We start from the raw sequence: 26,365 nt of genomic DNA, 5'->3' as shown, positions 1-26,365 counted from the left end.
AAGTGTCCAAGGGCCGGTTCTACCGGCCCTTTCTTCAGGTGCGATCCGATGTCCCAGCTTCCCGGTTACCCCACCCACCCGCAGCGTTTCGAGGTCCGCCCCGGCCTGTCGATGAACTATCTCGACGAAGGCCCGCGCGACGGCGAAGTGGTGGTGATGGTGCACGGCAACCCGTCGTGGAGCTATTACTGGCGCACGCTGGTGGCCGGCCTGTCGGACAGGTACCGCTGCATCGTGCCCGACCATATCGGCATGGGCCTGTCGGACAAGCCCGACGACAGCCGCTACGCGTACACGCTGCAGTCGCGGGTGGATGATCTGGATGCGCTGCTGAAGCATCTGGGCATCACCGGCCCGGTGACGCTGGCCGTGCACGACTGGGGCGGCATGATCGGCTTCGGCTGGGCGCTGTCGCACCACGACCAGGTCAAGCGCCTGGTGGTGCTCAACACCGCCGCGTTCCCGATGCCGGCGGCCAAGAAGATGCCGTGGCAGATCGCGCTGGGCCGGCACTGGAAGATCGGCGAGTGGATCATCCGCACCTTCAATGCGTTCTCCTCCGGTGCGTCGTGGCTGGGCGTGGAGCGGAAGATGCCGGCCGATGTGCGCCGCGCCTACGTGTCGCCGTACAACAGCTACGCCAACCGCATCAGCACCATCCGCTTCATGCAGGATATTCCGCTGTCGCCGGCCGACAAGGCGTGGTCATTGCTGGAGCGCGCCGGCAAGGCGCTGCCGTCGTTCGCCGATCGTCCGGCCTTCCTCGGCTGGGGCCTGCGTGATTTCGTGTTCGACCACCACTTCCTGAAGGGCTTCCAGGCAGCGTTGCCGAAGGCGCAGGTGCATGCCTTCGAGGATGCCGGCCACTACGTGCTGGAAGACAAGCATGAAGTGCTGGTGCCGGAGATCCGGGCGTTCCTGGACAAGAACCCGATCTGAAGAGTGTGCCGACCAACGGTCGGCACCCACCGGGAGAGTGAACGGGTGGGTGCCGACCGTTGGTCGGCACGCCCGGGGAAGGGATGGGTGGGTGCCGACCGTTGGTCGGCACGCATGTCATGCCGCGATCGGCGCCTGTGGCGAGGGGCTGTTGCCGTTGTCGTCCGGGTGGTCGTCGTCGTTGTCCGCACCGTCGCGCCAGCGCCAGTCGGCCAGGGTCAGCGGATCCAGCCCATAGGCGATGCGGGCCTTGTCGCACTGCGGGCTGGCCTTGCCGTATTCCCACGATGCATCCACCTCGCGGCACACGCTGGGGCGGTTGGGGTGGATCGTGCAGCGCGAATAGACGCCGATCTGCGCGTCCAGAGCCACGCAGCGCACCGGCTTGGAATGGGTGCCGCGCATGCACAGGCGGTGCGGGTCGAGCACCTCGGTGAGCTGGTGTGGCACGCCGCCGGGGGTGACCTCGTCCGATTCCATCCAGTGGAAGGCCACGCGGTACTGGGTGCAGCAGGCGCCGCAGGTCATGCAGGGATGTTGCATGGGCAAGCCGCCTCGGGCGGCATCGGGAAAGGGACGAGGATGCGGATTTTCCACGCTGGCGGCCGCCGCGCAAGAAATTCCGTAAGCGGCGACAATGAACGGATGAACCGATCCTGCAACATCGCCGCGCGGCTGCCCGAGCTGGCGCGTGAACGCCCCGACCAGATCGCCATCCGCTGCCCCGGGCGCCGCGGCGCCGGCAACGGCATGGCCGCCTACGACGTGACCCTGGACTACCGTCAGCTGGACGCCCGCAGCGATGCGATGGCGGCCGGCCTGGCCGGTTACGGCATCGGCCGCGGGGTGCGCACGGTGGTGATGGTGCGGCCGTCGCCGGAGTTCTTCCTGTTGATGTTCGCCCTGTTCAAGCTGGGCGCGGTGCCGGTGCTGGTCGATCCGGGCATCGACAAGCGCGCGCTGAAACAATGCCTGGACGAGGCACGGCCACAGGCCTTCATCGGCATCCCGCTGGCCCACGTGGCGCGGCTGGCGCTGCGCTGGGCGCCTTCGGCGACCCGTCTGGTCACGGTCGGCCGCCGCCTGGGCTGGGGTGGTACCACGCTGGCCGCGCTGGAGCTTGCCGGCGCCAACAGCGGCCCGATGCTGGCCGACACCGATGGCGAGGACACGGCGGCGATCCTGTTCACCAGCGGCTCCACCGGCGTGCCCAAGGGCGTGGTCTACCGCCACCGCCACTTCGTCGGCCAGATCGAGCTGCTGGGCAGCGCCTTCGGCATGGAGGCGGGTGGGGTGGACCTGCCGACCTTCCCGCCGTTTGCGCTGTTCGATCCGGCACTGGGCCTGACCTCGGTGATTCCGGACATGGACCCGACCCGGCCGGCCCAGGCCGACCCGGCGCGCCTGCATGACGCCATCCAGCGTTTTGGCGTGACCCAGCTGTTCGGCTCGCCCGCGCTGATGCGGGTGCTGGCGCGGCACGGGCGGCCGTTGCCGACGGTGACCCGGGTGACCTCGGCCGGTGCGCCGGTGCCGCCGGACGTTGTCGCTACCATCCGCAGCCTGCTGCCGGCCGATGCCCAGTTCTGGACACCGTATGGCGCCACCGAGTGCCTGCCGGTGGCGGTGGTCGAGGGTCGCGAGCTGGAGCGTACGCGCGCGGCCACCGAGGCCGGTGCTGGCACCTGCGTCGGCAGCGTGGTTGCACCGAACGAGGTGCGCATCATCGCCATCGATGATGCGCCGCTGCCGGACTGGTCGCAGGCGCGCGTACTGGCCGTGGGCGAGATCGGTGAGATCACCGTGGCCGGACCGACCGCCACCGACAGTTATTTCAACCGTCCGCAGGCGACGGCGGCGGCGAAGATCAGCGAAACCCTGTCCGATGGCAGCGTCCGCATCGTGCATCGCATGGGCGATGTCGGCTACTTCGATGCGCAGGGACGGCTGTGGTTCTGTGGCCGCAAGACCCATCGCGTGGAAACCGCCCACGGACCGCTGTACACCGAACAGGTCGAGCCGGTGTTCAACACCGTACCCGGCGTGGCACGCACGGCGCTGGTGGGCGTCGGCGCGGCCGGTGCGCAGGTGCCGGTGCTGTGCGTGGAGCTGCAGCGTGGCCAGTCCGACAGCCCTGCTCTGCGCGAGGCGCTGCATGCCACGGCCGCTGCGCGTCTGCCCGAGATGAAGCTGGACCACGTGCTGATGCATCCGGCGTTCCCCGTCGATATCCGTCACAACGCCAAGATCGGCCGCGAGAAGCTCGCCGTCTGGGCCCGCGCCGAACTGGAGAAGCGCGCATGAAGATCCTGGTCACCGGTGGTGGTGGTTTCCTTGGCCAGGCGCTGTGCCGTGGCCTGGTCGAACGTGGCCACCAGGTGCTGGCATTCAACCGCAGCCACTACCCGCAACTGCAGGCGCTGGGCGTGGGCCAGATCCGCGGTGACCTGGCTGATCCGCAGGCGGTGCTGCATGCGGTGGCCGGCGTCGATGCGGTGTTCCACAACGGTGCCAAGGCGGGCGCGTGGGGCAGCTATGACAGCTACCACCAGGCCAACGTGGTCGGCACCGACAACGTCATCGCCGCCTGCCGCGCGCATGGCATCGGCAGGCTGGTCTACACCTCCACGCCCAGCGTGACCCACCGCGCCACGCACCCGGTGGAAGGCCTGGGTGCGGACGAAGTGCCGTATGGCGAGGATTTCCAGGCGCCGTACGCGGCGACCAAGGCGATTGCCGAACAGCGCGTGCTGGCGGCCAATGACGCGACCCTGGCAACCGTGGCGTTGCGTCCGCGGTTGATCTGGGGCCCGGGCGACCAGCAGCTGGTGCCACGCCTGGCCGATCGTGCACGCGCTGGCCGTTTGCGCCTGGTGGGCGACGGCAACAACAAGGTCGATACCACGTACATCGACAACGCCGCGCTGGCCCATTTCCTCGCCTTCGAGGCGCTGGCACCGGGCGCTGCGTGCGCCGGCAAGGCGTACTTCATTTCCAATGGCGAGCCGCTGCCGATGCGCGAGCTGGTCAACAAGCTGCTGCAGGCGGTTGGCGCTCCAACCGTGGACAAGGCGATCAGCTTCAAGACGGCGTATCGGATCGGCGCGATCTGCGAGCGGCTGTGGCCGCTGCTGCGCCTGCGTGGCGAGCCGCCGCTGACGCGCTTCCTGGCCGAGCAGCTGTGCACGCCGCACTGGTACAGCATGGAGCCGGCGCGCCGCGATTTCGGCTACGTGCCGCAGGTCAGCATCGAAGAAGGGCTGCGACGACTGAAGGCCGCATCATGACGGCGGCATCACCGCGCTGAAGCCTTCATTACGCGCAGAGATCGCCATCACCGGTTGCACACCGGCAGATGCGCAGGATGGACACAACGCCACCCACGGCCGACCACCTGCGAGGAGCACCATGCTGCATTACGCCGTCATCTTCTTTGTCATCGCCATCATCGCCGCCGTGCTCGGTTTCTCCGGCATCGCCGGTGCCGCCAGCAACATCGCCTGGATCCTGTTCGTGGTGTTCCTGGTGCTGGCTGTGATCTCGATGTTCCGCAAGCGCACATGACCGCTTGAACAGTCGTGCCGGCCGCTGGCCGGCAACCTCGATTACCCGGGGTTGCCGACCGGCGGCCGGTACTGCCGAAGCGCGGTCAGCGCACCGCGCTGTGCAATCGGCGATCGGCGTCGTGCCGTTCCATCGCCAGTTCGATCAGGCGCGTGATCAGCGCCGTGTAGTCCACGCCACTGGCGCCCCACAGCTTCGGATACATGCTGATGCGGGTGAAGCCGGGCAGCGTGTTGACCTCGTTGATGACGATCCGGCCATCCGCGGTCAGGAACACATCCACGCGCGCCATGCCGGCGCATTCCAGCACCTGATACGCCTGAAGCGCGATGTCCTGGATACGCGCCTGCGTCGCCGCGTCGATCGCGGCCGGCACCACCACGTCGGCGCCATCTTCGTTGATGTACTTGGTGTCGTAGGCGTAGAACTCGTCGTGCAGCACCACCTCGCCACAGATGCTGGCCTGCGGCCGCTCGTTGCCGAGCACCGCGCATTCGATCTCGCGGCCGACCACGGCCGATTCCACCAGAACCTTGTGGTCGTAGCGCAGCGCAGTCTGCAATGCCTCGGCGAAACCGTCGGCGTCCTTGACCTTGCTCACGCCCACCGATGAGCCCTGGTTGGCCGGCTTCACGAACAGCGGCAGGCCGAGTGCCGCGATCAGGGCATCGACATCGATCGTATCGGCTTCATGGCGGCGGATGCAGACCCACGGCGCCACCTGCAGGCCGGCATCGCGCAGCAGGCGCTTGGTTACATCCTTGTCCATGGCTACCGCCGAACCCAGTATCGGCGAGCCGACGAAGGGCAGGTTGGCCATGCGCAGCAGGCCCTGCAGCGCACCGTCCTCGCCCAGCGGGCCGTGCACGATGGGCAGCACCACATCGATCTGCCCCAGCGCGCTGCCCGCATCGGTCGGCTGCAGCTGAGCCTGCTCGGTGCCGGGCAGAACCGCCAGCGCGGTGCCGGAGGGATGCAGGGCGATGCGCGCCGGGTCCTCGGCATTGAGCAGGAAGGTGTCCGGCTGGCTCAGGTGCCACTGGCCCTGCTTGTCGATGCCGATCAACACCGGTTCGAAGCGCTCGCGGTCGAGTGCGTCGAGAATGTTCTTCGCCGACTGCAGCGAAACTTCGTGTTCGGAAGACCTGCCACCGAAGATGATGCCAACCCGTGTCCGTGCCATGGAAATGCGATGTCCTGTGCGTTGCGTGGCTCCATAGCATGAACCTTCATCGGCCTTCCGCGTGAGGCACAGATGAACCAGGAATCCCTTCGCACGCGTCAATTGCGCATGCCCCTGATCTACCGTGTCGACCAAGGTCGACACCTACCAACCGACTGAGGTTGCCGGCCAGCGGCCGGCACTACCGCAAGCACCATGGCTACCGGACCCACCCCGCCTCCCCACGGAATGCCCGCTGTTGCTGTTGCTCCGGCTTTTGATGTTGCCGTTGCTTCTGCGGGTGCCGGGCGGCAGCCCGGCCCAAGCCCCCCACCCACGCAGGTAGAATGCGCACATGGCTCTTTCCCTGCTCAAGTCCCTCAAGCCGGTCGCTGGCCGTGCCCTGCAGATCGCCCTGAACCGCGCGCTGGCGCTGGATCCGGATACCCGCCACGCCCTGGCCAGCCTCGACGGTCGCCATATCGACCTGACCCTGGACGCGCCACCGCTGGCAATGCGCATCAGCGTCGACGGCGACCAGTTGCGTGTCGGCCCGGTGGATGCGCAGGAAGCCGACCTGGCCGTGCGCAGCAGCCTGGCCGGCGTGCTGGCACAGCTGCCGCTGCTGGCGCGTGCCCGCCAGGGCGCTGACAACGGCAAGGGCCGCGTGCGCGTGGCCGGCGATGCCGAGCTGGCGCGGCGCCTGCAGCAGCTGGCCAAGGGCTTCGATCCGGACTGGCAGCAGCCGTTCGTCAGCGTGTTCGGCGACGTGCTGGGCGTGCAGGTGGCCAACACCCTGCGCAGCGCCCTGCAGCATGCCCGCCAGGGCGCGATCGACCTCGCCCACAGCGCCGCTGAATTCATCACCGAGGAATCGCGCGACGTGGTACCACGTGCCGAACTGGATGCCTTCCACGATGACGTGGACGTGCTGCGCGACGATGTCGAGCGCCTCGGCGCACGCGTGCAGCGCCTGCGGGGTGCCGCATGAAGGCGCTGCTGCGGGCCAGCCGCATCGGCCGGGTGATCCTGCGTTACCGCCTCGACGACCTGCTGCAGGGCACCCCGGCCGAGCGCTGGCTGCGCCTGGCCAAGCCGTTCGTTCCGCGCGCATCGGCCGCCATCGCGGCACAGTCGCGGGGTGCACGCCTGCGCCTGGCGCTGCAGGACCTGGGGCCGATCTTCGTCAAGTTCGGGCAGATCCTGTCCACCCGCCGCGACCTGGTGCCGCCGGACGTGGCCAATGAGCTGACCCTGCTGCAGGACCGGGTCAAGCCCTTCGACGGCGAGACCGCACGCCGCATCGTCGAGGAAGCGCTGGGCCTGCCGGTCAGCGAAGCCTTCGCCAGTTTCGATACCGAGCCACTGGCCTCGGCGTCGATCGCACAGGTGCACGCGGCCACCCTGGCCGACGGCCGCCAGGTGGTGGTCAAGGTGCTGCGCCCGGGCATCGAAAAGCAGATCGACGCCGACATCGCCCTGCTCAACTCGCTGGCGACGCTGGTCGAGCGCACCCATCCGCGCGCCGACAAGATCCGCCCGCGCGAAGTGGTGGCCGAGGTGGAGAACACCCTGGCGGCCGAGCTGGACCTGCAGCGCGAAGGCGCCAATGCCAGCGTGCTGCGCCGTTTCTGGGAGAACTCCGACGACCTGTACGTACCGGAAGTGATCTGGAGCCATACCGCCGAACGCGCGCTGACCCTGGAGCGGGTATGGGGCATTCCTTCCGACGACATCGCCGCGCTGGACAAGGCCGGCATCGACCGCAAGGCGCTGGCCGCCAAGGGCGTGCGGGTGTTCTACACCCAGGTGTTCCGCGACAACTTCTTCCATGCCGACGCGCACGCCGGCAACATCTGGGTCGACATCGATCCGATGCGCCGCGACAACCCGCGTTTCATCGCGCTGGACTTCGGCATCATGGGCCAGCTCTCGCAGGAAGATCAGTACTACCTGGCCGAGAACTTCATGGCCATCTTCAACCGCGACTACCGCCGCATCGCCGAACTGCACGTGCAGGCGCGCTGGATGCCCGACAACGTGCGCATTGATGATCTGGAAGCGGCGGTGCGTTCGGTGTGCGAGCCGTACTTCACCCGCCCGCTGTCGCAGATCTCGCTGGCCGAAGTGCTGATGAAGCTGTTCCGCGTGGCCCAGCGCTACCAGCTGACCCTGCAGCCGCAGTTGATCCTGCTGCAGAAGACCCTGCTCAACATCGAAGGCGTCGGCCGCCAGCTGGACCCGCAGATCGACATCTGGGCCGTGGCCAAGCCGGTGCTGGCGAAGATCCTGCGCGAGCGCTACAGCCCGCGCCGCGTAGTGCGCGAGATCGGCAAGCGCCTGCCGGAAATCATGACCCATGCGCCGGACATGCCGCGCCTGGTGCACGCCTGGCTGACCCAGCAGGTGGAAGGTCGCCATGAACTGGCGATGCGCTCGCGCGATCTGGTTGCGCTGGACGCCAGCGTGCAGCGCCTGCAGAAGCATGCGGTCGGTGCGATCACCGGCGTCGGCCTGCTGGCGATCGCCGCGTTGATGTACGTGCTGCAGCCGCCGGGCTGGTACTGGGGCGACCTGCCGGCGTGGAGCTGGGTGTCCGGTGCGGTCGGAGCGTTCGCATTGGCGCGTGCGTGGTGGCGATGACGGCCACCTGCTGAAGCAGCGACGACAGCGGACCGTCGTCGCCGACCGGCTTACCAGCGGTAGCCCAGCCCCACCTGCGAATGCAGGCTCTGGAAACGATCCAGGCGCGTCTTGTGCCAGGTCTTGCCCAGCCCGACGTCGAGCACCAGGTGCTCTCCCAGCGGCTGGCTGCGGCGCAGGAACACGCGCTTGGCATCGTGCTCGCGCAGCAGCAGCGGGTCGGCCTCGGCGGTGTAGCCCGAGGTGCCGGTGCCCAGCCACAGCTGGGTCGAGCCATGGCCATGGCTGTCCTTCAGGCGAAGTGAGATGGTGCTGCCGTGGCCATCAGGACCATTGGATTGGCGATGGCGCTCATGCTTGACCGATGCCGTCACTCGCGGGAAGTAGTGGGAAGCACCGATCGACCAACCGCTGACGTAACTGCTGCCGTGGTATTCGGCGTACTTGCCGCCCACGCTCAGCACCGTCCTGCTGGCCACCGTCCACAGAATGTCCTGCTTGATCTGGCGGTTGACGAAGACCGGATCGTCGTTGGAAGCCATCAGCGATGTACGGGTGGCGAAGGAGGCCGACCAGTCGTGGTGCAGTGAACCCTGTGCGCGGTTTCCGCTGTAGCGGGCGGTGCCGTAGTCGCGCTCGCCGTGGGCCAGGCCCAGGTGCCAGCGACTGGTGCCCGCGCGACCGGCTACATCCATCGTCTGCACGTCGCGCTTGCCGAAGCCTTCGTTGTATTCGGTGTGGTCCAGCTGCAGGGAAACGCGGTCGACGCCGGCGTGGGCGCTGGCGGCGGCCAGCAGCAGGACGCACGGTAGTGCGCCATGGGTGATGAATCGCATGGTGATTACTCCAGGGGTTGGGAATGCAGGTGTTGCAGCAGGCGATAGCGGCCTGCGGGCAGATTCCGTTCCACGGTGATCCGCGGACCGAACTGGCTGCCCGGCGCGATGATGCGACCGGGCAGGATGATCACGCCGACACCCAGCGCCGCACCTGCGCCGATCCACGCGCCAAGCTTGTCGCGCTGGCTGTTGATGACCTGGCCGTCGACATGCACGTCGATCGAAGCACCGTCGAGGCGGTGGTTGCTGGTGCGCACGAGGGCGCCAAGATAGGCGTCGTCGTCGATGCGGCTGTCGCCGATGAAGCACTGCGGACCGATGCTGACCCGACGGCCGACCACGGTATTCTTGAGCTCGCTGCAGAAGCCGATACGGGTGTCGTCACCGATGCACAGCGGGCCGCGCAGCAGCACGTGGTTGCCGATCAGGCAGTCGCGCCCGATCGACACCGGACCCTGGATATGGGCGCCATCACAGATGCGGCTGCCGGCGCCGACATGCACCGCGCCACGCATCGTGGCCCGTGGTGAGATGTCCGCGCGCGGATCGAGGTCGGGTTGCAGCAGTGCCAGTGCGCCCGCCATTGCCTCCAGGTCATTCCACCACATGCGGATACCTCGTCGGCTTGTCGCGCGCGGGCTCGCGGCCGGTGAACAGTCCCTTCAGTCCATGGACCAGCCAGACCGCATAGGCCAGCAGCACATACAGCACCGAGAACGCTGCGGCCGGTACCAGCCAGGGACGTCGGTGGTGCACGGCACTGACCAGCCCCAGCGCCATCACGATGCAGATCCACACCAGCGGCACCACCGCCACCACCAGGCCAGCCGGGCCGTGCACCCTGGCGGCGCCAAATCCCACCTGCAGCCCAGCGGCGATCCCCACCAGCGCCAGCAGGATCATCGGCAGGATGCTGAAGAGCCCGAAGCGGGTCAGCAGCAACCGCCGATGCAGGCGCATGCACACCGCGTAGCCGACGATCCAGCGCCGCCAGCGGCGCCATTCCTCCACCAACGTGCTGCATTCCTGCGGGTACACCACGCAGCGGATGCTTTGCCGTACCCGGTAGCCCTGGGCCACCAGAGACCAGGACATGTCCAGGTCTTCGACGCGGGTGCGGTCGGAAAAACCCACCTTCCGCAGCACGCTGGTGCGGAACAGCCCACAGGAACCGGAGACGATGAACGGCGCTCCGCCCAGCCACTGCTGGAAGCTGCGCTTGATGACGATCATCGGCAGCTTCAGGCTGGCCCGCACGTGTGGAAGAAAGCCGGCGCCCTGCAGGCAGGACGATGGCACGCCACCCACTGCGTCGGCGCCCCGTTCGATTTCCGCCAGCAGGTGCCCCAGGCCGGTACTGCGTGGATCGACGCGGGTGTCAGCATCGGTCAGGAACACCTGGGCGGTGGTCACATGCTGCAGCCCGTGCATCAGCGCCCCGCCCTTGCCGGTGTTGGCCTGGTGCACGGCAAGCAGGCGGCCTGGCCACTGCAGCTGCAGCGTGTCCAGTACCTGCGCGGTGGAATCGGTGGAACCATCGTTCACGCAGATAACCCGTGCGATGTACGGGTTGTGCAGCAGATCGGTGAGCGAACGCTGCAGGCACGGTGCTTCGTTGTAGGCCGGCACGATCGCATCGATGCTGCGCAGCTGCCCGCTGGGCCTGCGCGTTGCGTGGACCAGCAGGCGCACGACGATGAAGGCACACATCGCCAGGAACAGCAGGGTCTTCATCACAGCACCAGCCGATGGGGCAGGAAGCCCTCGCTGGGGCCGATGCCCACCTGTTGGCCGCGGAACTGGGCATGGCAGCGCAGATGGCTTTCCTGCATGTAATGGCGATCACCCTGGCTGGCGTGTTCGCGCAGCGCACGGATCTTCAGTTCCAGCTGCACGCTGATGTCTTCAAACACCTGGGGCGCGAACTGCGGCAGCGTGCTCGGGCTTTCGTAGCACAGGATCTGCGGGACGCTGCGACAGGCGACGATCGAAGCTTCATGGACGGTGCGATGGTCCTGATGATGGTCTTCGCCGCACATCGTGTAGACGCGCTGTGGCCGAATGGCCGCGCACGCCTGCTCCAGCGAACCGATGATGGCGTTGCGGCAGGAGGGAAAACAGGTGTCCGGGAAATCGTGCTGCAGCACCTGCCGGACACCAAGCTGCCGCAGCGCGCGATGTGATTCGTCGCTGCGGTCGGCACCATCGTGGCAGCCGCGGCCACCCCGGCTCAGCACCAGGGCATGGATGCGGGCGCCGGCGAAGGCGAGCTTGGCCAGGCTGCCGCCACAGCCCAGTTCGATGTCATCAGGGTGGGCGCCGATTGCCAGGATGTCGTGGGCCATGGCCATGTCCTTGCGGGAAATCCAGGGGGAGCGCGGCAGAGGTGTTGAACGCACTGCTGCGGGCGCGGACTATCGCAATGGCCAGATGGAACAGGGCCTAGGAACATTACGAAAACCGGCCGACGCGCGGCGCAGGCCTTGCCGCGCAACAACGTGGCGGGCAGCGGGATTGGCCGCCGTTGATTGGCGAAGGCGTCCGGGCAGGCCGATGACGTCAGTACGTCGATGCGGACGCGCGCCGTGGAAGCAGCGAGAATGGTGCTGGTGCATCGCCATCCGGTGTTTGCCCACAGCGCGGAGAGCGAGCCGATGGACCTGGATGCACTGAAGGATGAACTGGCCCGCTTCGGCGCCCACAACGATGCGAACGAAACCGAGCGCGGCCGGCGCATGCTCAACATCACCGCCGACACCGGTGAACTGCTGTCGGTGCTGGTGCGTTTCGGCAACGCCCGCCGCGTGCTGGAGATCGGTACGTCCAACGGTTATTCCACGCTGTGGCTGGCCGAAGCAGCGGCCGCGATCGATGGCCAGGTGACCACGCTGGAGTTCGCTGCCGACAAGGTGGCGATGGCCCGCGCGAATTTCGCCCGCAGTGGATTGGGCGAGCGCATCAACCTGGTCCACGGTGATGCCGGGCAGTGGCTGGCGCAGGCCGCGCAGGGCTGCATCGACCTGCTGTTCCTGGATTCGGATCGCGGGCAGTACGCGGGCTGGTGGCCGCAGCTGCGTCGGGTACTGCGCCCCGGCGGCCTGCTGGTGGTCGACAACGCCACCACGCATGCCGATGAGATGGCGCCGCTGCGCGCCCTGCTGGCCGCCGACGCGGCGTTCACCACCAGCCTGGTGCCGGTGGGCAATGGCGAACTGCTGGCGCTGCGCAATACCTGACCGGGCGCCATCCCGGTAGCGCGGGTCGCTGGCCTGGTGCGGTAGTGCCTGCCGCTGGCCGGCAACCGCAGTCATCGGGCGACCTCGACGTTGCCGGCCAGCGGCCGGCACTACCCTGTTCAGCGCGTCATCCGGATAATCGCGCGGTGAGTACCGAACCTGACACCCTCGCTGCGGTCGAGACTGAAACCGCGCCCCTGCAGCTGCTGCACCTGGATGAACGGCTGGCCGTGGTCAACAAGCCGGCCGGGCTGATGGTCCATGACAGCAAGCTGGCCCGTGGCGAAGATGATTTCCTCGCCGATCGCCTGCGCGAGCAGCTGGGCCGGCCGATCTTCCTGGTCCACCGCCTGGATCGCGCCACCAGCGGCTGCCTGTTGCTGGCCTTCGACCGTGATGCGGCCAGTGCGCTGGGCAAGTCGTTGATGGGCGGCGAGGTGAGCAAGGATTACCTGGCCATCTGCCGTGGCTGGCCGGCCGAGGAGGCCTGGCAGGTCGACCACGATCTGGACGGTGGTCCCGGCAAGCCGGTGAAGAAGCCGGCGGTCACCGACTTCCAGCGCCTGGCTACCGGCGAACTGTCGGTACCGGTGGGCGAGTTCACCAGCTCGCGCTATGCGCTGCTGCGTTGCCAGCCGCTGACCGGGCGCTTCCGGCAGATCCGTCGCCATCTCAAGCACCTGTCACATCACCTGATCGGCGATACCAGCCATGGTGATGGCCGGCACAACCGCAACTTCCGCATGCAGGGTGTGCACCGCATGCTGCTGCACGCCGAGCGCCTGCGCTTTCCGCATCCGGATGGCGGCACGGTGGACGTGCGCGCGCCGGTCGACGGTGAATTCCAGAAGGCGCTGGATCTGTTCGGTTGGCAGGTGCCGTAGCGGTAGCGCCGGGCCCTGCCCGGCGGCTTCTGCGATGAAACGGCCGCGCTTCGCGCTCGCCGGGCATGGCCCGGCGCTACCGCCTCACTTCTTTTCCGGCTCGTTGACGATCGCTTCCAGATCCTTCTGCAGATCGGCGAACAGCGGCTGCATGCGCGTCTGGATCGCCACCATCACATTCTGCATCAAGGCGCTGGACCTGTTCGGCTGGCAGGTCCCGTAGCGGTAGCGCCGGGCCATGCCCGGCGGCTTCGGCGATGAAACGGCCGCGCTTCGCGCTCGCCGGGCATGGCCCGGCGCTACCGCCTTACTTCTTTTCCGGCTCGTTGACGATCGCTTCCAGATCCTTCTGCAGATCGGCGAACAGCGGCTGCATGCGCGTCTGGATCGCCACCATCACGTTCTGCATCAGCGCCGGGGTCTTGTCGAGCAGGCTCTGGCCGGCCGGGCTCTCGTAGAACTCGGCCATGGCCAGCACGTCTTCCTTGCTGAAGGTCTTCTTGTACAGGTCCACGTACATCGGCCGCAGCTGCTGCCACGACAGTGCCTGGCGCAGGGTCTGGCTGGTACGGGCCTGGATGCGCTGCAGCTGTTCCTGCTGCTGGGCGTTGAGCTTGCGCTGTGCGGCGACCTGCTGGAACTGCTGCTGCTGCATCGCTTCGATCTGCGGCAACATGGTGTCGATCATGCTCTGCGCACGCGAGGCCGACAGCAGGCGGTTGATGTCGCCATCGGTGGGGGCTGCGGCCAGCACCGGCGCGCTTGCTGCGGCCAGCACCAGCAGCAGGGTCGCGCGGCGCAGCAGGGAGGGAACGAAGCGGATCATGCGGAGCGTCCTGCAGTACACGGGATGGCAAGCATACCCCCGGCAAAGGCGAAGGCGGCGTGTTCGGTGCCTGATCGGCGGCATACGGGGCGTGATGGCAGCCACGGCAACGCGGCTGCCGCTACAATGCGCGGATGGGCAGTGGACCGGTCATCATCAGCGCGCAGCTTGAAATCCCCGACGGCGAGATCGTCGAGCGTTTCGTGCGTGCCAGTGGTGCCGGCGGCCAGAACGTCAACAAGGTCTCCACCGCGGTGGAACTGCGTTTCGACGTGGCCGGCTCGCCCTCGTTGCCCGAGCCGCTGCGCGAGCGCCTGTTGGCGCGGCGTGACCGGCGCATGACCGGCGAAGGCGTGCTGGTCATCGACGCGCAACGTTTCCGCACCCAGGATCGCAATCGCGAGGATGCGCGCGAGCGGCTGGCGGCCTTCATCCAGGCCGGGCTGAGCGTGCCCAAACCACGCAAGGCCACCAAGCCGACCTTCGGGTCGAAACTGCGTCGTCTGGACGCCAAACGCGGGCGTGCGCAGATCAAGCGCGGGCGCTCATCACGTGACTGGGAGTGATTGCTTGAACAACCCGACGCCGTTGCTGCCGGCCATTCCGCCGAACATGCCGCAGGTCAAGCCCAACCGATTCCTGCGCTGGCTGGCGCGCTGCACGCTGCGCATGGGCGGCTGGAAAGTGACCGGTACGCTGCCGAACGTTCCCAGGCTGGTCTTCATCATCGCCCCGCATTCGTCCAACTGGGACGGGCTGTGGGGCATGGCCGCCAAGATCGCACTGGGCATGAAAGTGAAGGTGCTGGGCAAGGCCTCGCTGTTCTGGTGGCCACTGGGCCCGCTGCTGCACAAGCTGGGCGTGATCCCGCTGGATCGCAGTTCGCCGCAGGGCACTGTCGGCCAGGCCGTGGACCTGCTGCGCAACAACGAGAAGATGTGGTTCGCCATCACCCCCGAGGGCACCCGCAAGGCGGTGAAGGACTGGAAGGCCGGCTTCCTGAAGATTGCGAGGATGGCCGACGTGCCGATCCTGGCCGCGTATTTCCACTACCCGGAAAAGATCATCGGCATCGGCCCGCTGTTCACGCCGACCGGCGATGACGCCGCAGACATGGCGACCATCCGCGAGTTCTACCGGCCCTGGATCGGCAAGACCCGCGGCACGGTCTGAGCCAGCCGCCGCCGGCAGCGTAGACGCCACGTCCGGCACATGCCGGGCGCCCGTGACAGGAGTAGGGTGGACGGCTGCCATCCCGTACCGTCTGCCCAAGGAGCGTTTTACATGTCGCGTACCGTAGTCCTGGCCGCCGCCATCAGCCTGGCGCTGGCGGCTTGTTCCGGCAAGGAGTCCACCCCCGTGTCCGAAGCCCAGAATGCACCGGCCCAGCAGCCGGCCGAAGCCTCCACCAATCCGCTGCTGACCGCCAGCAGCCTGCCGTTCCAGGCACCGCCGTTCGACAAGATCAAGGACAGCGATTACCTGCCGGCCTTCGAAGAAGGCATGCGCCAGCATCTGGCCGACGTGCGCAAGATCGCCGACAGCGCCGAGCTGGCCACCTTCGACAACACCATCGTGGCGATGGAGCGCAGCGGCGAGACCCTGACCCGCGTGTCGCGCATCTTCTTCGGCCTGGTCCAGGCCGACACCAACGATGCCCGCCAGAAGATCCAGGAAGAAGTGGCGCCGAAGCTGGCCGCGCACCAGGACGAGATCAACCTCGATCCGAAGCTGTTCGCGCGCGTGAAGTCGCTGTACGACCAGCGCGAGACGCTGGGCCTGGATCCGGTGCAGAAGCGCCTGGTCGAGCATTACTACGACGGCCTGGTGCGCGCCGGCGCGCAGCTGTCCGACGCCGACAAGGCGAGCCTGCGCAAGCTCAACGTGGAAGAAACCACGCTGTCCACCCAGTTCCACACCCGCTTGGTGGCTGCAACCGCCGCTGCTGCGGTCGTGGTGGACGACAAGGCCAAGCTGGCCGGCCTGGACGAGGGCGCGGTCAACAATGCCGCCGCCGCCGCCAAGGACCGCAAGCTGGAGGGCAAGTACCTGCTGCCGCTGCAGAACACCACCCAGCAGCCGGTACTCGGTTCGCTGACCGACCGCGACCAGCGCGCCGCCGTGCTGAAGGCTTCGGAAACCCGTGCCGAGCGTGGCGATGCCAACGACACCCGGCAGACCGTGCAGCGCCTGGCCCAGCTGCGTGCGCAGAAGGCCAAGCTGCTCGGCTTTGACACCTTCGCCGACTACCAGCTGGGCGACCAGATGGCCAAGACCCCGGCGGCCGCACTGAAGCTGCTGACCGACACCGTGCCTGCCGCCACCGCCAAGGCGCGTGCCGAAGCCGGTGAGATCCAGAAGGTGATCGACGCCCAGAAGGGTGGTTTCCAGGTGGCCGCCTCGGATTGGGATTTCTACGCCGAGCAGGTGCGCAAGGCCAAGTACGATCTGGACGAGTCGCAGATCAAGCCGTACTTCGAGCTGGACAACGTGCTGCAGAACGGCGTCTTCTACGCCGCCACCCAGCTGTACGGCATCACCTTCAAGCCGCGCACCGACATTCCGACCTACAACCCGGACATGAAGGTGTACGAAGTGTTCGACAAGGACGGCACCTCGCTGGCCCTGTTCTACACCGACTACTTCAAGCGTGACAGCAAGTCCGGTGGCGCCTGGATGGACGTGTTCGTCGAACAGGACGGCCTGACCGGTGCCAAGCCGGTGGTCTACAACGTCTGCAACTTCACCAAGCCGGCCGCTGGCCAGCCTGCGCTGATCAGCTTCGACGACGTCACCACGATGTTCCATGAGTTCGGCCATGCACTGCACGGCATGTTCTCGAACGTGAAGTACCCGTCGATCGCCGGTACCGCCACCTCGCGCGATTTCGTCGAGTTCCCGTCGCAGTTCAACGAACACTGGGCGCTGGACCCGAAGGTGTTCGCCAACTACGCCAAGCACTACAAGACCGGCGAAGCGATGCCGCAGGAGCTGGTCGACAAGATCCTCAAGGCGCGCAGCTTCAACCAGGGCTATGCGACCACCGAGTACCTGTCGGCGGCACTGCTCGACCTGGCCTGGCACACGCAGAAGGCCGATGCCCCGCTGCAGGATGTGGGCGCCTTCGAAGCGAGCGCGCTGAAGAAGTTCAAGGTCGACCTGCCGCAGGTGCCGCCGCGTTACCGCACCACCTACTTCGACCACATCTGGGGTGGCGGTTACTCGGCCGGCTACTACGCCTACTTCTGGGCGGAAGTGCTGGACCATGACGCCTACCAGTGGTTCACCGAACACGGTGGCCTGACCGCCGCCAACGGCCAGGAATTCCGCGACAAGATCCTCTCGCGCGGCAACAGCGTGGAGCTGTCGACCCTGTACCGCGATTTCCGCGGCAAGGATCCGTCGGTGGAGCCGCTGCTGAAGTTCCGCGGCCTGAAGTAAGCGCGGCCTGAAGTACGAAAAACAAAACGGCGGGGGCAACCCCGCCGTTTTTCATTGTGTCGCTCATCCACGCCATCCCACGCAATGCCCGCCTCCGCTGTTGCTGTTGTTGAGGTTGCCGGCCAGCGGCCGGCACTACCCCCGGGTGCCGGGCGCAGCCCGGCCATCACGTCCCTACATGCACCCGGTTCGCCTGCTCGGCCAACCCCAGGTGATCCAGCGCGATATCCAGCGCCAGCACATAGCTCTGCGCGCCATAGCCGGCTGCGATCCCCAGGCGCTGGCCCACGCCGGCCGGCAGGCACGGCTCGGCCACCGCGCCATCGTCATGCACTTCCACGTACGCGTTGTGCAGGTAGGGCAGCAGCCGCTGCAGGCGCAGGCTGTCGGCACATGCGCCCGGATCCAGCAGCGTCACCTCGCCACGGCTGTGGTCGGCCACGCGCAGCGCGTCCAGCAGTTCCTGCTCCGAACCGCAGGCGCGGATCGCCACGCTGGTGCCCGCATCGATCGCACGGTGCACCAGTGATTTCAGTACCGGCGCCGGCAGCGGCGCGGCGGTGCGGATCAACGCGCCAGCCGCTTCCGGGCCACGGATGATGAAGATCGACATGGCTCAGCCCTCCCGTGCCAGGCGACGGCTGACGATGGCCAATGACAGCGGATAACCCGCCTGCTGGCTGCGCTGGTCGACCACCACGGCGGCCGGGCCGTGCTGCAGGCGCAGGCGCGCTTCCAGGCCGGGCTGGTGTGGCGACTGCAGTTCGATGTACTCCGCCGGCAGACCGTCCAGCGCCGCCTGCAGCGCACCGCCCTCGGCACACCATTGCGCCTCGTCGGCGACGCCGACATCAAGCAGCACCCAGTCCGCGGTGCGCGCCTGCGGCTGGCACAGGCACTGGCGCACATCGGCCAGGCTGGCGCAGTCGGTGCACAGCACCGGATGGCCGGACAACTCGGCCGGCAGCAGCGGACGCGGCACCGACGGCGACGCATGCCGGATCACCAGGAGGGTCATACAACACCTTGCGCAAAGCGCCCTGCGGCGCGGTAGGCACACGATGCGCGTGGGGGCCGTAAAGGTGCGATGCCCAGTTCCCGGCCCGGGCGTAAAACCTTCATAACGTCGGGCCGGAATGCACCCGGTGGCTGCCGACCGTTGATCGGCACGGGCATGGAGACCGGCATGATGCGCGGGAACCTCACGCCTGCCCTTGCGGTCTGACGCCCACCCACCACCCGGAGCCTGACATGGATGCTGTAGCCCGTCCGCCGTTCCCAGAGCGCGCGCTCACCTGGCTGAAGAAGGAGGCACTGCCGCTGCTGGTGATGCTGGGCCTGCTCGCTGCCGCCCGCGACACCCTCGCCAACCACTACGTCGTGCCCAGCGGTTCGATGCAGCCGACGCTGCAACCGGGTGACCGGGTGGTGGTGGACATGCGCGCCTACGGCCTGCGCCTGCCGTTCACCAGCCAGGAACTGCTGGCTACCGGCACGCCGCAGCGGGGTGAGGTGGCCGTGTTCGATTCACCGGCCGACGGCACCCGCCTGATCAAGCGCGTCGCCGCCGTGGCCGGCGACCACGTGCAGCTGCGCGATGGCCACCTGAGCATCAACGGCCAGCCGCTGCAGATCGCCGACCTGGCCGACACCGAAGCTTTCGGTGAGCGCCGCGCCAGCCTCGATCTGGACAGCGGCGGTGGCCCGGACATCGCGGACCTACAGGTGCCCGCCGGCAAGGTGCTGGTGCTGGGCGACCATCGTGGCAACAGCTTCGACGGTCGCTTCTTCGGCTTTGTCGATGCGGACAAGATCTATGGTCGCGCAGTGGCGGTGTACTACCGCCGTGGCGACGGCTTCGAGTGGCAGCGGCTGTAAGCTTATCGATATGCCAGAAGTATCAATCATGACCTATCAGGTTATGGATCGACTGGATGGACGGGCCTAGTCTGGGGCCCGTCCCCTCCAATCCGGCCGCCCCCACGGCCCACCGCTCCCATGACTGGCGATACCCCGGCGGCCCTCGCCGACCGTCCCCGTACTGACCACGCTCCCGTCGACACCCGCATCCAGCAGGCGACGCCGGCCTTCCGCCGCACCGCGCTGGCGCTGTTCCTGGCTGGCTTTTCGACCTTTGGCCTGCTGTACACGGTGCAGCCACTGCTGCCCGAGTTCAGTCGCCACTTCGGTGTGTCTGCTGCCGGCAGCGCGATGTCGCTGTCGCTGACCACCGGCACCCTGGCCGTGGCCATGCTGCTGGCGGGCCTGCTGTCCGATGCGGTCGGCCGGCGCCCGCTGATGATCGTTGCGTTGCTGGCCTCGGCCACGCTGTCGCTGTGCACCGCACTGGTCGACGACTGGGCCACCCTGCTGGTGCTGCGCACCCTGTTGGGGCTGGCATTGAGCGGCGTGCCGGCGGTGGCGATGACCTACCTGGTTGAAGAGATGGACAGCCGCGCGCTGGGCCTGGCGATGGGCCTGTACATCGGCGGCAACGCCATCGGTGGCATGAGCGGGCGCCTGCTGGCCGGCATCATCGCCGACCACTGGGGCTGGCGCTGGGGCATCGGCGTGGTCTCGATCATCGCCATGGCCAGCACCGTGCTGCTGTGGCTGCAGCTGCCGCCTTCGCGCCACTTCCAGGCCAGTCGCAGTGGCCTGCGCCAGCTGCCCGCGCGCTGGCGCACGCTGTTCGCCGATCCCGGCCTGCCGTGGCTGTTCGCCACCTCGTTCGTGCTGATGGGTGTGTTCGTCACCCTTTACAACTACCTCGGTTACCACCTGTTGGCGCCGCCGTACCACCTCAGCCAGACCGTGGTCGGGTTGATCTTCAGCGTGTATCTGGTCGGCACCTTCAGTTCGGCGTGGATGGGCCAGCAGGCCACGCGCCATGGACGCGGTCGCATCCTGGCGATCTCCTTCGGCCTGATCGCCGCCGGCATCGTGCTGCTGGCGATGCCGTGGCTGCCGGCGATGGCAGTGGGCATCGCGCTGGTGACCTTCGGTTTCTTCGGTGGCCATTCGGTGGCCAGCAGCTGGGTCGGCAGCCGTGCTGGTTCGATGCGTGCGGAAGCGTCGGCGCTGTACCTGTTTGCCTACTACCTGGGCTCGAGCGTGCTGGGCGGCGTGGGGGGGCTGGCCTATGCCGCATGGGACTGGCTGGGCGTGTGCGCGTTCGCCGCGCTGCTGACCCTCATCGGTGGTGGCATCGTGTGGGCGCTGCAGCAGCGCGCGCCGCAGCCGGTGACCGCCTGACGCCCGCCGGGCATGGTCCCGGCGCTACCTGGGTGGGCCAGCGGTAGCGCCGGGCCGTGCCCGGCGAGCGCGCAGCGCGGCACTTCACGCTTCGGCAAACGCCTCGCGCAGCAGCCCGGCGAAATTGCGGATCAACGGTGTCACCCCCTCGCGGCGCCACGCCAACTGCACTTCCGAATGCGCGCCGGCATCGGCCAGCGGCACGAAGCGCGCCCCTTCCACCCGGATGTGGTCGCACGACGAAGGCAGGATCGCGGCACCCAGTCCCGCAGCGGCCAGGCTGATCAGCGTCGAAGCCTCACCGGCTTCCTGCACGATGCGCGGGGTGAAACCCGCTGCCGCGCACAGCGCGATCATGTGGTCATGGATGCCTGCTCCGGCGCTGCGGCGGAACGCCACGAACGGTTCCTGCGCCAGATCACGCAACGCCAGCGTGCCGCCTTTGGACAGTCGACGCAGGGCAGGGTGGTCGGCATGCACGATCAACGCCAGCGGGTCGACGAACAGGCTGTGCGCCACCAGCTCGGCCGGCAGCGTGCGCTTGCGGATGATGCCCACATCCAGGCTGCCATCGAGCAGCGCATCGATCTGCTGCAGGGTGTTCATCTCGCTCAGCTGCAGTCGCACCTGCGGATACTGCTGGCGGTACTGCAGGATCGAACGCGGAATCTGCGGTGACAGCGGCGTGGCCCGGGTCAGGCCGATACGCAGCTCACCCTGCTCGCCACGCTGCGCGCGCTGCACTTCATCCACCGCCGATTCCACCTGCTGCACGATGCTGCGCGCACGTTCCTGCAGCAGTTCCCCTGCAGCGGTCAGCTGCACACGGCGATGGCTGCGCACGAACAGGCGCGCACCGATCAGTTCCTCCAGCTGCCGGATCTGCTGGCTGAGCGGCGGCTGCGACATCCCCAACCGCTCGGCCGCCTGGCCGAAGTGCAGGGTATCGGCAACGGCAAGGAAGTAGCGCAGGTGGCGAAGTTCGATGGACATGGATGCAGTCTATCCAGCCCGACGCCGGGAATCGTCATCCACGCATGGCGTGGATCAACCGTGTCGACCAAGGTCGACACCCACCAAGAGCAGGCCATGCCGTTCCGACGGATCGCGGAAATCTGTCAGAGGTGGGGCGTTGTGGGTGGGCAGGACCGTTGGCGCCATGGATGGCGCCATCGAGCCCCCAAGGACGGGTTTAGGGCGTGTCCTGCCCACCCACACCGCCCCGCCATCCCACGGAATCCCGCTGTTGCCTTTGACGTTGCCGTTGCCTTTGACGTTGCCGTCGATTCGGCAGGTGCAGGGCGCAGCCCTGCCGACAACCCCTCACCGCTCCGAATGCCCGCTCTGGTCGTAATCGCGCGGGCTGAACAACTCTGGCTGGATCAGCTCGATGAACGCCCGCGCCTGCGCCGACAGCGCCTTGCCACGCCGCACGATCACCCCGTAACTCCGCTCCGGGAACCAGCGCTTCATCGACCGTGCGGCCAACCGTTCGCGGTCAGCATCGTTCAGGCACAGCGCCGGCACGATGGAAATGCCCATGCCCATCGCCACGTACTGCTTGATCACCTCCCAGCCGCCCACTTCCAGCGCAACGGTGTAGGCGATGCGGTGGCGCTGGAACACCTGGTCCACCAGCCGGTAGGTGATCTGCCGTTTTGGCGGCAGCACCAGCGGGTAACGGGCGATGTCGGCCAGTTCCAGCTCGCCACCGCTGGCCAGCGGATGGTCATGCGGGGCGATCAGCACCTGTTCGAAACGGTAGGCCGGCGCATAGCTGAGGTCGGCCGGCACATCGGTCATCGAGCCGATCGCCAGGTCGGCGGCATCCTCGCGCAGCAGGTCGGTGCCGTCGGCGCTGATGGCGTTGTGCAGGGTCAGGCGTACGTCGGGGTAATGCTGGCGGAAGCGTTCGACGATCTTCGGCAGCAGGTACAGGATGGTCGAGCTGTTGGCAGCGATGTTCAGTTCGCCCGCGTCCAGCCCGCGCACCTTGTCGCGGAAGCGCGCTTCCAGGCCGTCCAGGCTCTCCACCAGCGGCTGCGCCATTTCATACAGCAGCTGGCCCTCGCGGCTGGGTACCAGGCGCCGGCCGCTGCGCTCGAACAGCGGTACCCCCAGCTCACGCTCCAGCGCCTGCAACTGCAGGCTGATGGCCGGTTGGCTGACGAAAAGTGCCTCAGCTGCCCGTGAGACTGAGCCCAGACGCACCGTCTGGCAGAACGCGCGCAGCGGCTTCAGCCGATCGGATTTGTAGGAAAAACGCGGACTTGGCGGGGTGCGTGTGGTCATGGCGTTACAAGTATTAGCACAAATTATGTAAAGCATTGCAAAAACTGTTTTGCCAAATACGGGGTTGCGGCCGCACGGTGGAGTCGTTCCCCCACGCTGGAGTTCTGCCATGTCCGCCGTCGCTTCCGCTGTTCCCTCCACCGCTGCCAAGGCCACGCCGGGCATCGCCCTGGCGACCCAGGTGGCGGGCCAGGCCACCGTGCTGCCGGCGCCGTTGCTGGCCCTGCTGGTGTCCCTGCACCGGGCAGTGGAACCCGGCCGGCAGGCGCGGCTGCAGGCCCGTCGCGAGCGCCAGGCGTTCTTCGACCAGGGCGGCCTGCCGGACTTCCGCCAGGACACCACCGCGATCCGCAGCGGTGACTGGACCGTGGCGCCGCTGCCGGCCGCGCTGCAGGACCGTCGCGTCGAGATCACCGGCCCGACCGACCCGAAGATGGTCATCAACGCGCTGAACTCCGGCGCCAAGGTGTTCATGGCCGACTTCGAGGATTCGACCTCGCCGACCTGGCGCAACCTGCTGGCCGGTCAGCAGTCGCTGGCCGCTGCGGTGCGCGGCGACCTGCAGTACACCGCACCCAATGGCAAGCATTACGCACTGCGCCCCTACGATGAGCAGGCGGTGCTGATCGTGCGTCCGCGCGGCTGGCACCTGGACGAAAAGCACGTGCGCGTGGATGGCCAGTTCCTCGCCGGCGGCCTGTTCGATGCGGCGGTGTTTGCCTTCCACAATGCGCGCGCGCTGCAGTCCAGGGACCGTGGTCCGTATTTCTACCTGCCCAAGCTGCAGAGCATGGAAGAGGCGGCGCTGTGGGAAACCGCGCTGTCGCACATCGAAGGCATGCTCGGCCTGCCGCACGGACAGATCAAGGTGACCGTGCTGATCGAGACGCTGCCGGCCGTGTTCGAGATGGATGAGATCCTGCACGCCCTGCGCGATCGCATCGTCGGCCTCAACTGCGGGCGTTGGGATTACATCTTCTCGTACCTGAAGACCTTCCGCCGCCACGCTGACCGCGTGCTGCCCGAGCGTGGCCAGGTGACCATGACCCAGCCGTTCCTGAAGGCGTATTCGGAACTGCTGATCCAGACCTGCCATCGCCGCGGCGCACATGCGATGGGCGGCATGGCCGCGCAGATTCCGATCAACAATGATGCCGCCGCCAACGAGCAGGCGATGGCGCGGGTGCGTGCCGACAAGCTGCGCGAAGTGAGCGCTGGCCACGATGGCACGTGGGTCGCCCATCCGGCGCTGATTCCGGTGGCGATGGCGATCTTCGACGAGCACATGCCCACGCCCAACCAGCACCACGTGCTGCGCCAGGATGTGCGCGTGGGTCGCGATGAACTGATCGCGCGGCCGCCGGGCACGATCACCCGCGCTGGCTTCGAAGGCAATGTCGAAGTCTGCGTGCGCTACCTGGCCGCATGGCTGGATGGCAACGGCTGCGTGCCGATCCACCACCTGATGGAGGACGCGGCCACCGCCGAGATCAGTCGCAGCCAGCTGTGGCAGTGGCTGCATACCCCGGGCCAGCAGCTGGACGACGGCACTGCCATCGATCTGGCGCTGCTCGATACCACCCTGGCGCAGCTGCCGGCGCGCCTCGGCGACACCTCGGCGCTGCCCGGTGGCGGCCGCATCGAAGAAGCCATCACCCTGCTGGCCGAGTTGAGCCGCAGCAACGAACTGACCGACTTCCTGACCCTGCCGGCGTACGCGCGCATCGACTGACCGCTGCATGCCGGTTTTCCCGCCGCTTCCTTCCCCGCTGCATCCGCACGAACCGAACTGGAGATAGACATGAGCACGCTGCCCACTGCCGAACAGATCCAGCACGACTGGGACACCAATCCGCGCTGGGAAGGCATCCAGCGCAACTACAGCGCCGCCGACGTGGTGCGCCTGCGCGGCACCGTCCATATCGAGCATTCGCTGGCCCGGCTGGGCGCGGAAAAGCTGTGGAAGTCGCTGCATGAGCGCGACTTCGTCAACGCGCTCGGCGCGCTGACCGGCAACCAGGCCATGCAGCAGGTGAAGGCCGGGCTGAAGGCGATCTACCTGTCCGGCTGGCAGGTGGCGGCCGATGCCAACCTGGCCGGGCAGATGTACCCGGACCAGTCGTTGTACCCGGCCGATTCGGTGCCAGCGGTGGTCAAGCGCATCAACAACACGCTGCTGCGTGCCGACCAGCTGCACCACGCCGAAGGCAAGGATGACATCGACTTCCTGCAGCCGATCGTGGCCGACGCCGAAGCCGGTTTCGGCGGCGTGCTCAACGCCTTCGAGCTGATGAAGGCGATGATCGAAGCCGGTGCTGCCGGCGTGCACTTCGAAGACCAGCTGGCCTCGGTGAAGAAGTGCGGGCACATGGGGGGCAAGGTGCTGGTGCCGACCCGCGAGGCGATCGAGAAGCTCAACGCCGCGCGCCTGGCCGCCGACGTGCTGGGCGTGCCGACCCTGCTGGTGGCGCGTACCGACGCCGAGGCGGCTGATCTGCTGACCAGCGACATCGATGGCAACGACAAGCCGTTCGCCACCGGCGAGCGCACCGTGGAGGGCTTCTACAAGACCCGCAACGGCCTGGACCAAGCCATCAGCCGCGGCCTGGCCTACGCACCGTATGCCGACCTGGTGTGGTGCGAGACCGGCAAGCCGGACCTGGAATTCGCGCGGAAGTTCGCCGAGGCGATCCATGCGAAGTTCCCCGGCAAGCTGCTGGCCTACAACTGCTCGCCCAGCTTCAACTGGAAGAAGAACCTGGACGACGCCACCATTGCCAGGTTCCAGAAGGAACTGGGCAGCTACGGCTACAAGTTCCAGTTCATCACCCTGGCCGGTTTCCACGCGCTGAACTACGGCATGTTCAATCTGGCCCACGGCTATGCGCGCCGGCAGATGAGCGCCTTCGTGGAGCTGCAGGAAGCCGAGTTCGAAGCGGCCGAGCGCGGCTTCACCGCGGTCAAGCACCAGCGCGAAGTCGGCACCGGCTACTTCGATGCGGTGACCCAGGCGATCCAGCAGGGGCAGTCCTCGACCACGGCGCTGACCGGTTCGACCGAGGAAGAGCAGTTCCATGGCGAGCGCAGCGAACGGGCTGCGTGATCCGGTGTGCCGGCCGCTGGCCGGCACCCCTTTGTGTTCCCGCCGTCCTTGATGCTGTCGGCCAGCGGCCGGCGCGACCAGGGCTCGGGCTGATCAGGGTGGCCAGGGAAGGGCCAGACGACGCCGGCAGATCGGGGGATCTGCCGGCGTTGTTGTATCTGCGGCTGCTGCGACAATCGGC

At 67.4% G+C, this 26,365-nt stretch carries 26 protein-coding genes; 15 read left to right on the top strand and 11 right to left on the bottom strand.

Annotated elements, in window-relative coordinates:
* Positions 1-48: 48 nt before the first annotated feature.
* Positions 49-939 (top strand): alpha/beta fold hydrolase, encoded by an 891-nt coding sequence (locus K5K93_RS11795; protein WP_222387973.1) that lies wholly within the window; start codon positions 49-51, stop codon positions 937-939.
* A gap of 117 nt (positions 940-1,056) precedes the next feature.
* On the opposite strand, the gene K5K93_RS11790 is transcribed toward K5K93_RS11795, so the two are convergent.
* Entirely contained in the window at positions 1,057-1,482 is a 426-nt protein-coding gene (locus K5K93_RS11790) for a YkgJ family cysteine cluster protein (protein ID WP_025875849.1), read from the bottom strand.
* Positions 1,483-1,584: 102 nt separating this feature from the next.
* Between K5K93_RS11790 and oleC the strand changes: the two genes are divergently transcribed.
* From oleC to K5K93_RS11775, 3 genes are all read left to right on the top strand, one after another.
* Positions 1,585-3,243 carry an olefin beta-lactone synthetase gene (gene oleC / locus K5K93_RS11785; RefSeq protein WP_222387972.1) on the top strand — a complete coding sequence of 553 codons (1,659 nt, stop codon included), beginning with the start codon at positions 1,585-1,587 and terminating at the stop codon, positions 3,241-3,243.
* On the top strand, positions 3,240-4,226 hold the full coding sequence (oleD, locus tag K5K93_RS11780) for a 2-alkyl-3-oxoalkanoate reductase (RefSeq protein ID WP_025875844.1): 987 nt from the start codon (positions 3,240-3,242) through the stop codon (positions 4,224-4,226). The genes oleC and oleD overlap by 4 nt, the downstream gene beginning before the upstream one ends.
* Before the next feature lie 121 nt (positions 4,227-4,347).
* The gene (locus K5K93_RS11775; protein WP_025875842.1) at positions 4,348-4,503 is read left to right on the top strand and encodes a DUF1328 domain-containing protein; all 156 of its coding nucleotides are present in this window, start codon (positions 4,348-4,350) and stop codon (positions 4,501-4,503) included.
* Between the two features lie 85 nt (positions 4,504-4,588).
* Here K5K93_RS11775 and ddlA read toward each other — a convergent pair whose 3' ends face one another.
* Complete coding sequence (ddlA, locus tag K5K93_RS11770; RefSeq protein ID WP_222387971.1) at positions 4,589-5,686, bottom strand: D-alanine--D-alanine ligase; 1,098 nt, start codon at positions 5,684-5,686, stop codon at positions 4,589-4,591.
* A gap of 334 nt (positions 5,687-6,020) precedes the next feature.
* Between ddlA and K5K93_RS11765 the strand changes: the two genes are divergently transcribed.
* Entirely contained in the window at positions 6,021-6,656 is a 636-nt protein-coding gene (locus tag K5K93_RS11765; RefSeq protein WP_025875838.1) for an SCP2 sterol-binding domain-containing protein, read from the top strand.
* Positions 6,653-8,308 carry a ubiquinone biosynthesis regulatory protein kinase UbiB gene (gene ubiB, locus K5K93_RS11760; RefSeq protein ID WP_222387970.1) on the top strand — a complete coding sequence of 552 codons (1,656 nt, stop codon included), beginning with the start codon at positions 6,653-6,655 and terminating at the stop codon, positions 8,306-8,308. The genes K5K93_RS11765 and ubiB overlap by 4 nt, the downstream gene beginning before the upstream one ends.
* A gap of 50 nt (positions 8,309-8,358) precedes the next feature.
* Here ubiB and K5K93_RS11755 read toward each other — a convergent pair whose 3' ends face one another.
* From K5K93_RS11755 to K5K93_RS11740, 4 genes are read right to left on the bottom strand one after another with little or no spacing between them, the layout of a single operon-like run.
* The gene (locus tag K5K93_RS11755) at positions 8,359-9,144 is read right to left on the bottom strand and encodes a YaiO family outer membrane beta-barrel protein (RefSeq protein ID WP_222387969.1); all 786 of its coding nucleotides are present in this window, start codon (positions 9,142-9,144) and stop codon (positions 8,359-8,361) included.
* 5 nt (positions 9,145-9,149) lie between these two features.
* Positions 9,150-9,755: an acetyltransferase gene (locus K5K93_RS11750; protein ID WP_222387968.1), complete on the bottom strand. Its 606-nt coding sequence runs from the start codon at positions 9,753-9,755 to the stop codon at positions 9,150-9,152.
* Entirely contained in the window at positions 9,742-10,881 is a 1,140-nt protein-coding gene (locus tag K5K93_RS11745; protein WP_093820816.1) for a glycosyltransferase family 2 protein, read from the bottom strand. Before K5K93_RS11745 ends, K5K93_RS11750 begins: the two co-directional genes overlap by 14 nt.
* Positions 10,881-11,492, bottom strand: coding sequence for a PIG-L deacetylase family protein (locus K5K93_RS11740; RefSeq protein ID WP_093820905.1), 612 nt, complete (start codon positions 11,490-11,492; stop codon positions 10,881-10,883). Before K5K93_RS11740 ends, K5K93_RS11745 begins: the two co-directional genes overlap by 1 nt.
* A gap of 309 nt (positions 11,493-11,801) precedes the next feature.
* Here K5K93_RS11740 and K5K93_RS11735 point away from each other — a divergent pair, with 309 nt between their 5' ends.
* Together K5K93_RS11735 and K5K93_RS11730 are read left to right on the top strand one after the other, a co-directional pair.
* Positions 11,802-12,383, top strand: a complete 582-nt coding sequence (locus tag K5K93_RS11735) for a class I SAM-dependent methyltransferase (protein ID WP_222391052.1) — start codon at positions 11,802-11,804, stop codon at positions 12,381-12,383.
* 146 nt (positions 12,384-12,529) lie between these two features.
* Positions 12,530-13,267 (top strand): pseudouridine synthase, encoded by a 738-nt coding sequence (locus K5K93_RS11730; RefSeq protein ID WP_093820814.1) that lies wholly within the window; start codon positions 12,530-12,532, stop codon positions 13,265-13,267.
* Positions 13,268-13,574: 307 nt separating this feature from the next.
* Here the strand turns inward: K5K93_RS11730 and K5K93_RS11725 are convergent, their stop codons facing one another.
* Complete coding sequence (locus tag K5K93_RS11725; protein ID WP_032978115.1) at positions 13,575-14,093, bottom strand: DUF2059 domain-containing protein; 519 nt, start codon at positions 14,091-14,093, stop codon at positions 13,575-13,577.
* A 134-nt stretch (positions 14,094-14,227) separates the two neighbouring features.
* Between K5K93_RS11725 and arfB the strand changes: the two genes are divergently transcribed.
* From arfB to dcp, 3 genes are all read left to right on the top strand, one after another.
* A complete protein-coding gene (gene arfB / locus K5K93_RS11720) occupies positions 14,228-14,659 on the top strand; it encodes an alternative ribosome rescue aminoacyl-tRNA hydrolase ArfB (protein WP_025875829.1) in 432 nt (143 codons plus the stop codon).
* 4 nt (positions 14,660-14,663) lie between these two features.
* On the top strand, positions 14,664-15,266 hold the full coding sequence (locus K5K93_RS11715) for a lysophospholipid acyltransferase family protein (RefSeq protein WP_222387967.1): 603 nt from the start codon (positions 14,664-14,666) through the stop codon (positions 15,264-15,266).
* A gap of 111 nt (positions 15,267-15,377) precedes the next feature.
* The gene (gene dcp / locus K5K93_RS11710) at positions 15,378-17,534 is read left to right on the top strand and encodes a peptidyl-dipeptidase Dcp (protein WP_222387966.1); all 2,157 of its coding nucleotides are present in this window, start codon (positions 15,378-15,380) and stop codon (positions 17,532-17,534) included.
* Positions 17,535-17,700: 166 nt separating this feature from the next.
* On the opposite strand, the gene K5K93_RS11705 is transcribed toward dcp, so the two are convergent.
* Entirely contained in the window at positions 17,701-18,147 is a 447-nt protein-coding gene (locus tag K5K93_RS11705; protein WP_025875822.1) for a hypothetical protein, read from the bottom strand.
* Positions 18,148-18,150: 3 nt separating this feature from the next.
* Positions 18,151-18,552 (bottom strand): hypothetical protein, encoded by a 402-nt coding sequence (locus tag K5K93_RS11700; protein ID WP_032978120.1) that lies wholly within the window; start codon positions 18,550-18,552, stop codon positions 18,151-18,153.
* Positions 18,553-18,785: 233 nt separating this feature from the next.
* Between K5K93_RS11700 and lepB the strand changes: the two genes are divergently transcribed.
* Together lepB and K5K93_RS11690 are read left to right on the top strand one after the other, a co-directional pair.
* Entirely contained in the window at positions 18,786-19,412 is a 627-nt protein-coding gene (gene lepB / locus K5K93_RS11695) for a signal peptidase I (protein WP_025875818.1), read from the top strand.
* A gap of 120 nt (positions 19,413-19,532) precedes the next feature.
* Complete coding sequence (locus K5K93_RS11690) at positions 19,533-20,789, top strand: MFS transporter (RefSeq protein WP_222387965.1); 1,257 nt, start codon at positions 19,533-19,535, stop codon at positions 20,787-20,789.
* 84 nt (positions 20,790-20,873) lie between these two features.
* Here the strand turns inward: K5K93_RS11690 and K5K93_RS11685 are convergent, their stop codons facing one another.
* On the bottom strand, positions 20,874-21,782 hold the full coding sequence (locus K5K93_RS11685) for a LysR family transcriptional regulator (RefSeq protein WP_032978127.1): 909 nt from the start codon (positions 21,780-21,782) through the stop codon (positions 20,874-20,876).
* A 330-nt stretch (positions 21,783-22,112) separates the two neighbouring features.
* Positions 22,113-23,081, bottom strand: coding sequence for a LysR substrate-binding domain-containing protein (locus K5K93_RS11680; RefSeq protein WP_033832747.1), 969 nt, complete (start codon positions 23,079-23,081; stop codon positions 22,113-22,115).
* A 109-nt stretch (positions 23,082-23,190) separates the two neighbouring features.
* Here K5K93_RS11680 and aceB point away from each other — a divergent pair, with 109 nt between their 5' ends.
* Both aceB and aceA read left to right on the top strand, forming a co-directional pair.
* Positions 23,191-24,813, top strand: a complete 1,623-nt coding sequence (gene aceB / locus K5K93_RS11675) for a malate synthase A (protein ID WP_117309266.1) — start codon at positions 23,191-23,193, stop codon at positions 24,811-24,813.
* Positions 24,814-24,882: 69 nt separating this feature from the next.
* Entirely contained in the window at positions 24,883-26,184 is a 1,302-nt protein-coding gene (aceA, locus tag K5K93_RS11670; protein WP_025875808.1) for an isocitrate lyase, read from the top strand.
* Positions 26,185-26,365: the final 181 nt, after the last annotated feature.

The sequence above is a fragment of the Stenotrophomonas sp. DR822 genome (assembly GCF_019793815.1).
GTDB lineage: Bacteria > Pseudomonadota > Gammaproteobacteria > Xanthomonadales > Xanthomonadaceae > Stenotrophomonas > Stenotrophomonas indicatrix.
This window is presented reverse-complemented; position numbering and strand designations above follow the sequence as displayed.

What these genes read in the sequence shown, in the direction of transcription:
- oleD (WP_025875844.1), top strand. Translation starts at nt 3,240, where the DNA reads ATGAAGATCCTGGTCACCGGTGGTGGTGGTTTCCTTGGCCAGGCGCTG.
- K5K93_RS11735 (WP_222391052.1), top strand. Translation starts at nt 11,802, where the DNA reads ATGGACCTGGATGCACTGAAGGATGAACTGGCCCGCTTCGGCGCCCAC.
- aceB (WP_117309266.1), top strand. Translation starts at nt 23,191, where the DNA reads ATGTCCGCCGTCGCTTCCGCTGTTCCCTCCACCGCTGCCAAGGCCACG.
- K5K93_RS11745 (WP_093820816.1), bottom strand. Translation starts at nt 10,881, where the DNA reads ATGAAGACCCTGCTGTTCCTGGCGATGTGTGCCTTCATCGTCGTGCGC.
- aceA (WP_025875808.1), top strand. Translation starts at nt 24,883, where the DNA reads ATGAGCACGCTGCCCACTGCCGAACAGATCCAGCACGACTGGGACACC.
- K5K93_RS11755 (WP_222387969.1), bottom strand. Translation starts at nt 9,144, where the DNA reads ATGCGATTCATCACCCATGGCGCACTACCGTGCGTCCTGCTGCTGGCC.
- K5K93_RS11725 (WP_032978115.1), bottom strand. Translation starts at nt 14,093, where the DNA reads ATGATCCGCTTCGTTCCCTCCCTGCTGCGCCGCGCGACCCTGCTGCTG.
- oleC (WP_222387972.1), top strand. Translation starts at nt 1,585, where the DNA reads ATGAACCGATCCTGCAACATCGCCGCGCGGCTGCCCGAGCTGGCGCGT.
- K5K93_RS11750 (WP_222387968.1), bottom strand. Translation starts at nt 9,755, where the DNA reads ATGTGGTGGAATGACCTGGAGGCAATGGCGGGCGCACTGGCACTGCTG.
- arfB (WP_025875829.1), top strand. Translation starts at nt 14,228, where the DNA reads ATGGGCAGTGGACCGGTCATCATCAGCGCGCAGCTTGAAATCCCCGAC.
- lepB (WP_025875818.1), top strand. Translation starts at nt 18,786, where the DNA reads ATGGATGCTGTAGCCCGTCCGCCGTTCCCAGAGCGCGCGCTCACCTGG.
- K5K93_RS11705 (WP_025875822.1), bottom strand. Translation starts at nt 18,147, where the DNA reads ATGTCGATCTTCATCATCCGTGGCCCGGAAGCGGCTGGCGCGTTGATC.
- K5K93_RS11775 (WP_025875842.1), top strand. Translation starts at nt 4,348, where the DNA reads ATGCTGCATTACGCCGTCATCTTCTTTGTCATCGCCATCATCGCCGCC.
- K5K93_RS11690 (WP_222387965.1), top strand. Translation starts at nt 19,533, where the DNA reads ATGACTGGCGATACCCCGGCGGCCCTCGCCGACCGTCCCCGTACTGAC.
- K5K93_RS11685 (WP_032978127.1), bottom strand. Translation starts at nt 21,782, where the DNA reads ATGTCCATCGAACTTCGCCACCTGCGCTACTTCCTTGCCGTTGCCGAT.
- K5K93_RS11700 (WP_032978120.1), bottom strand. Translation starts at nt 18,552, where the DNA reads ATGACCCTCCTGGTGATCCGGCATGCGTCGCCGTCGGTGCCGCGTCCG.
- K5K93_RS11790 (WP_025875849.1), bottom strand. Translation starts at nt 1,482, where the DNA reads ATGCAACATCCCTGCATGACCTGCGGCGCCTGCTGCACCCAGTACCGC.
- K5K93_RS11795 (WP_222387973.1), top strand. Translation starts at nt 49, where the DNA reads ATGTCCCAGCTTCCCGGTTACCCCACCCACCCGCAGCGTTTCGAGGTC.
- K5K93_RS11740 (WP_093820905.1), bottom strand. Translation starts at nt 11,492, where the DNA reads ATGGCCCACGACATCCTGGCAATCGGCGCCCACCCTGATGACATCGAA.
- dcp (WP_222387966.1), top strand. Translation starts at nt 15,378, where the DNA reads ATGTCGCGTACCGTAGTCCTGGCCGCCGCCATCAGCCTGGCGCTGGCG.
- ubiB (WP_222387970.1), top strand. Translation starts at nt 6,653, where the DNA reads ATGAAGGCGCTGCTGCGGGCCAGCCGCATCGGCCGGGTGATCCTGCGT.
- K5K93_RS11680 (WP_033832747.1), bottom strand. Translation starts at nt 23,081, where the DNA reads ATGACCACACGCACCCCGCCAAGTCCGCGTTTTTCCTACAAATCCGAT.
- ddlA (WP_222387971.1), bottom strand. Translation starts at nt 5,686, where the DNA reads ATGGCACGGACACGGGTTGGCATCATCTTCGGTGGCAGGTCTTCCGAA.
- K5K93_RS11765 (WP_025875838.1), top strand. Translation starts at nt 6,021, where the DNA reads ATGGCTCTTTCCCTGCTCAAGTCCCTCAAGCCGGTCGCTGGCCGTGCC.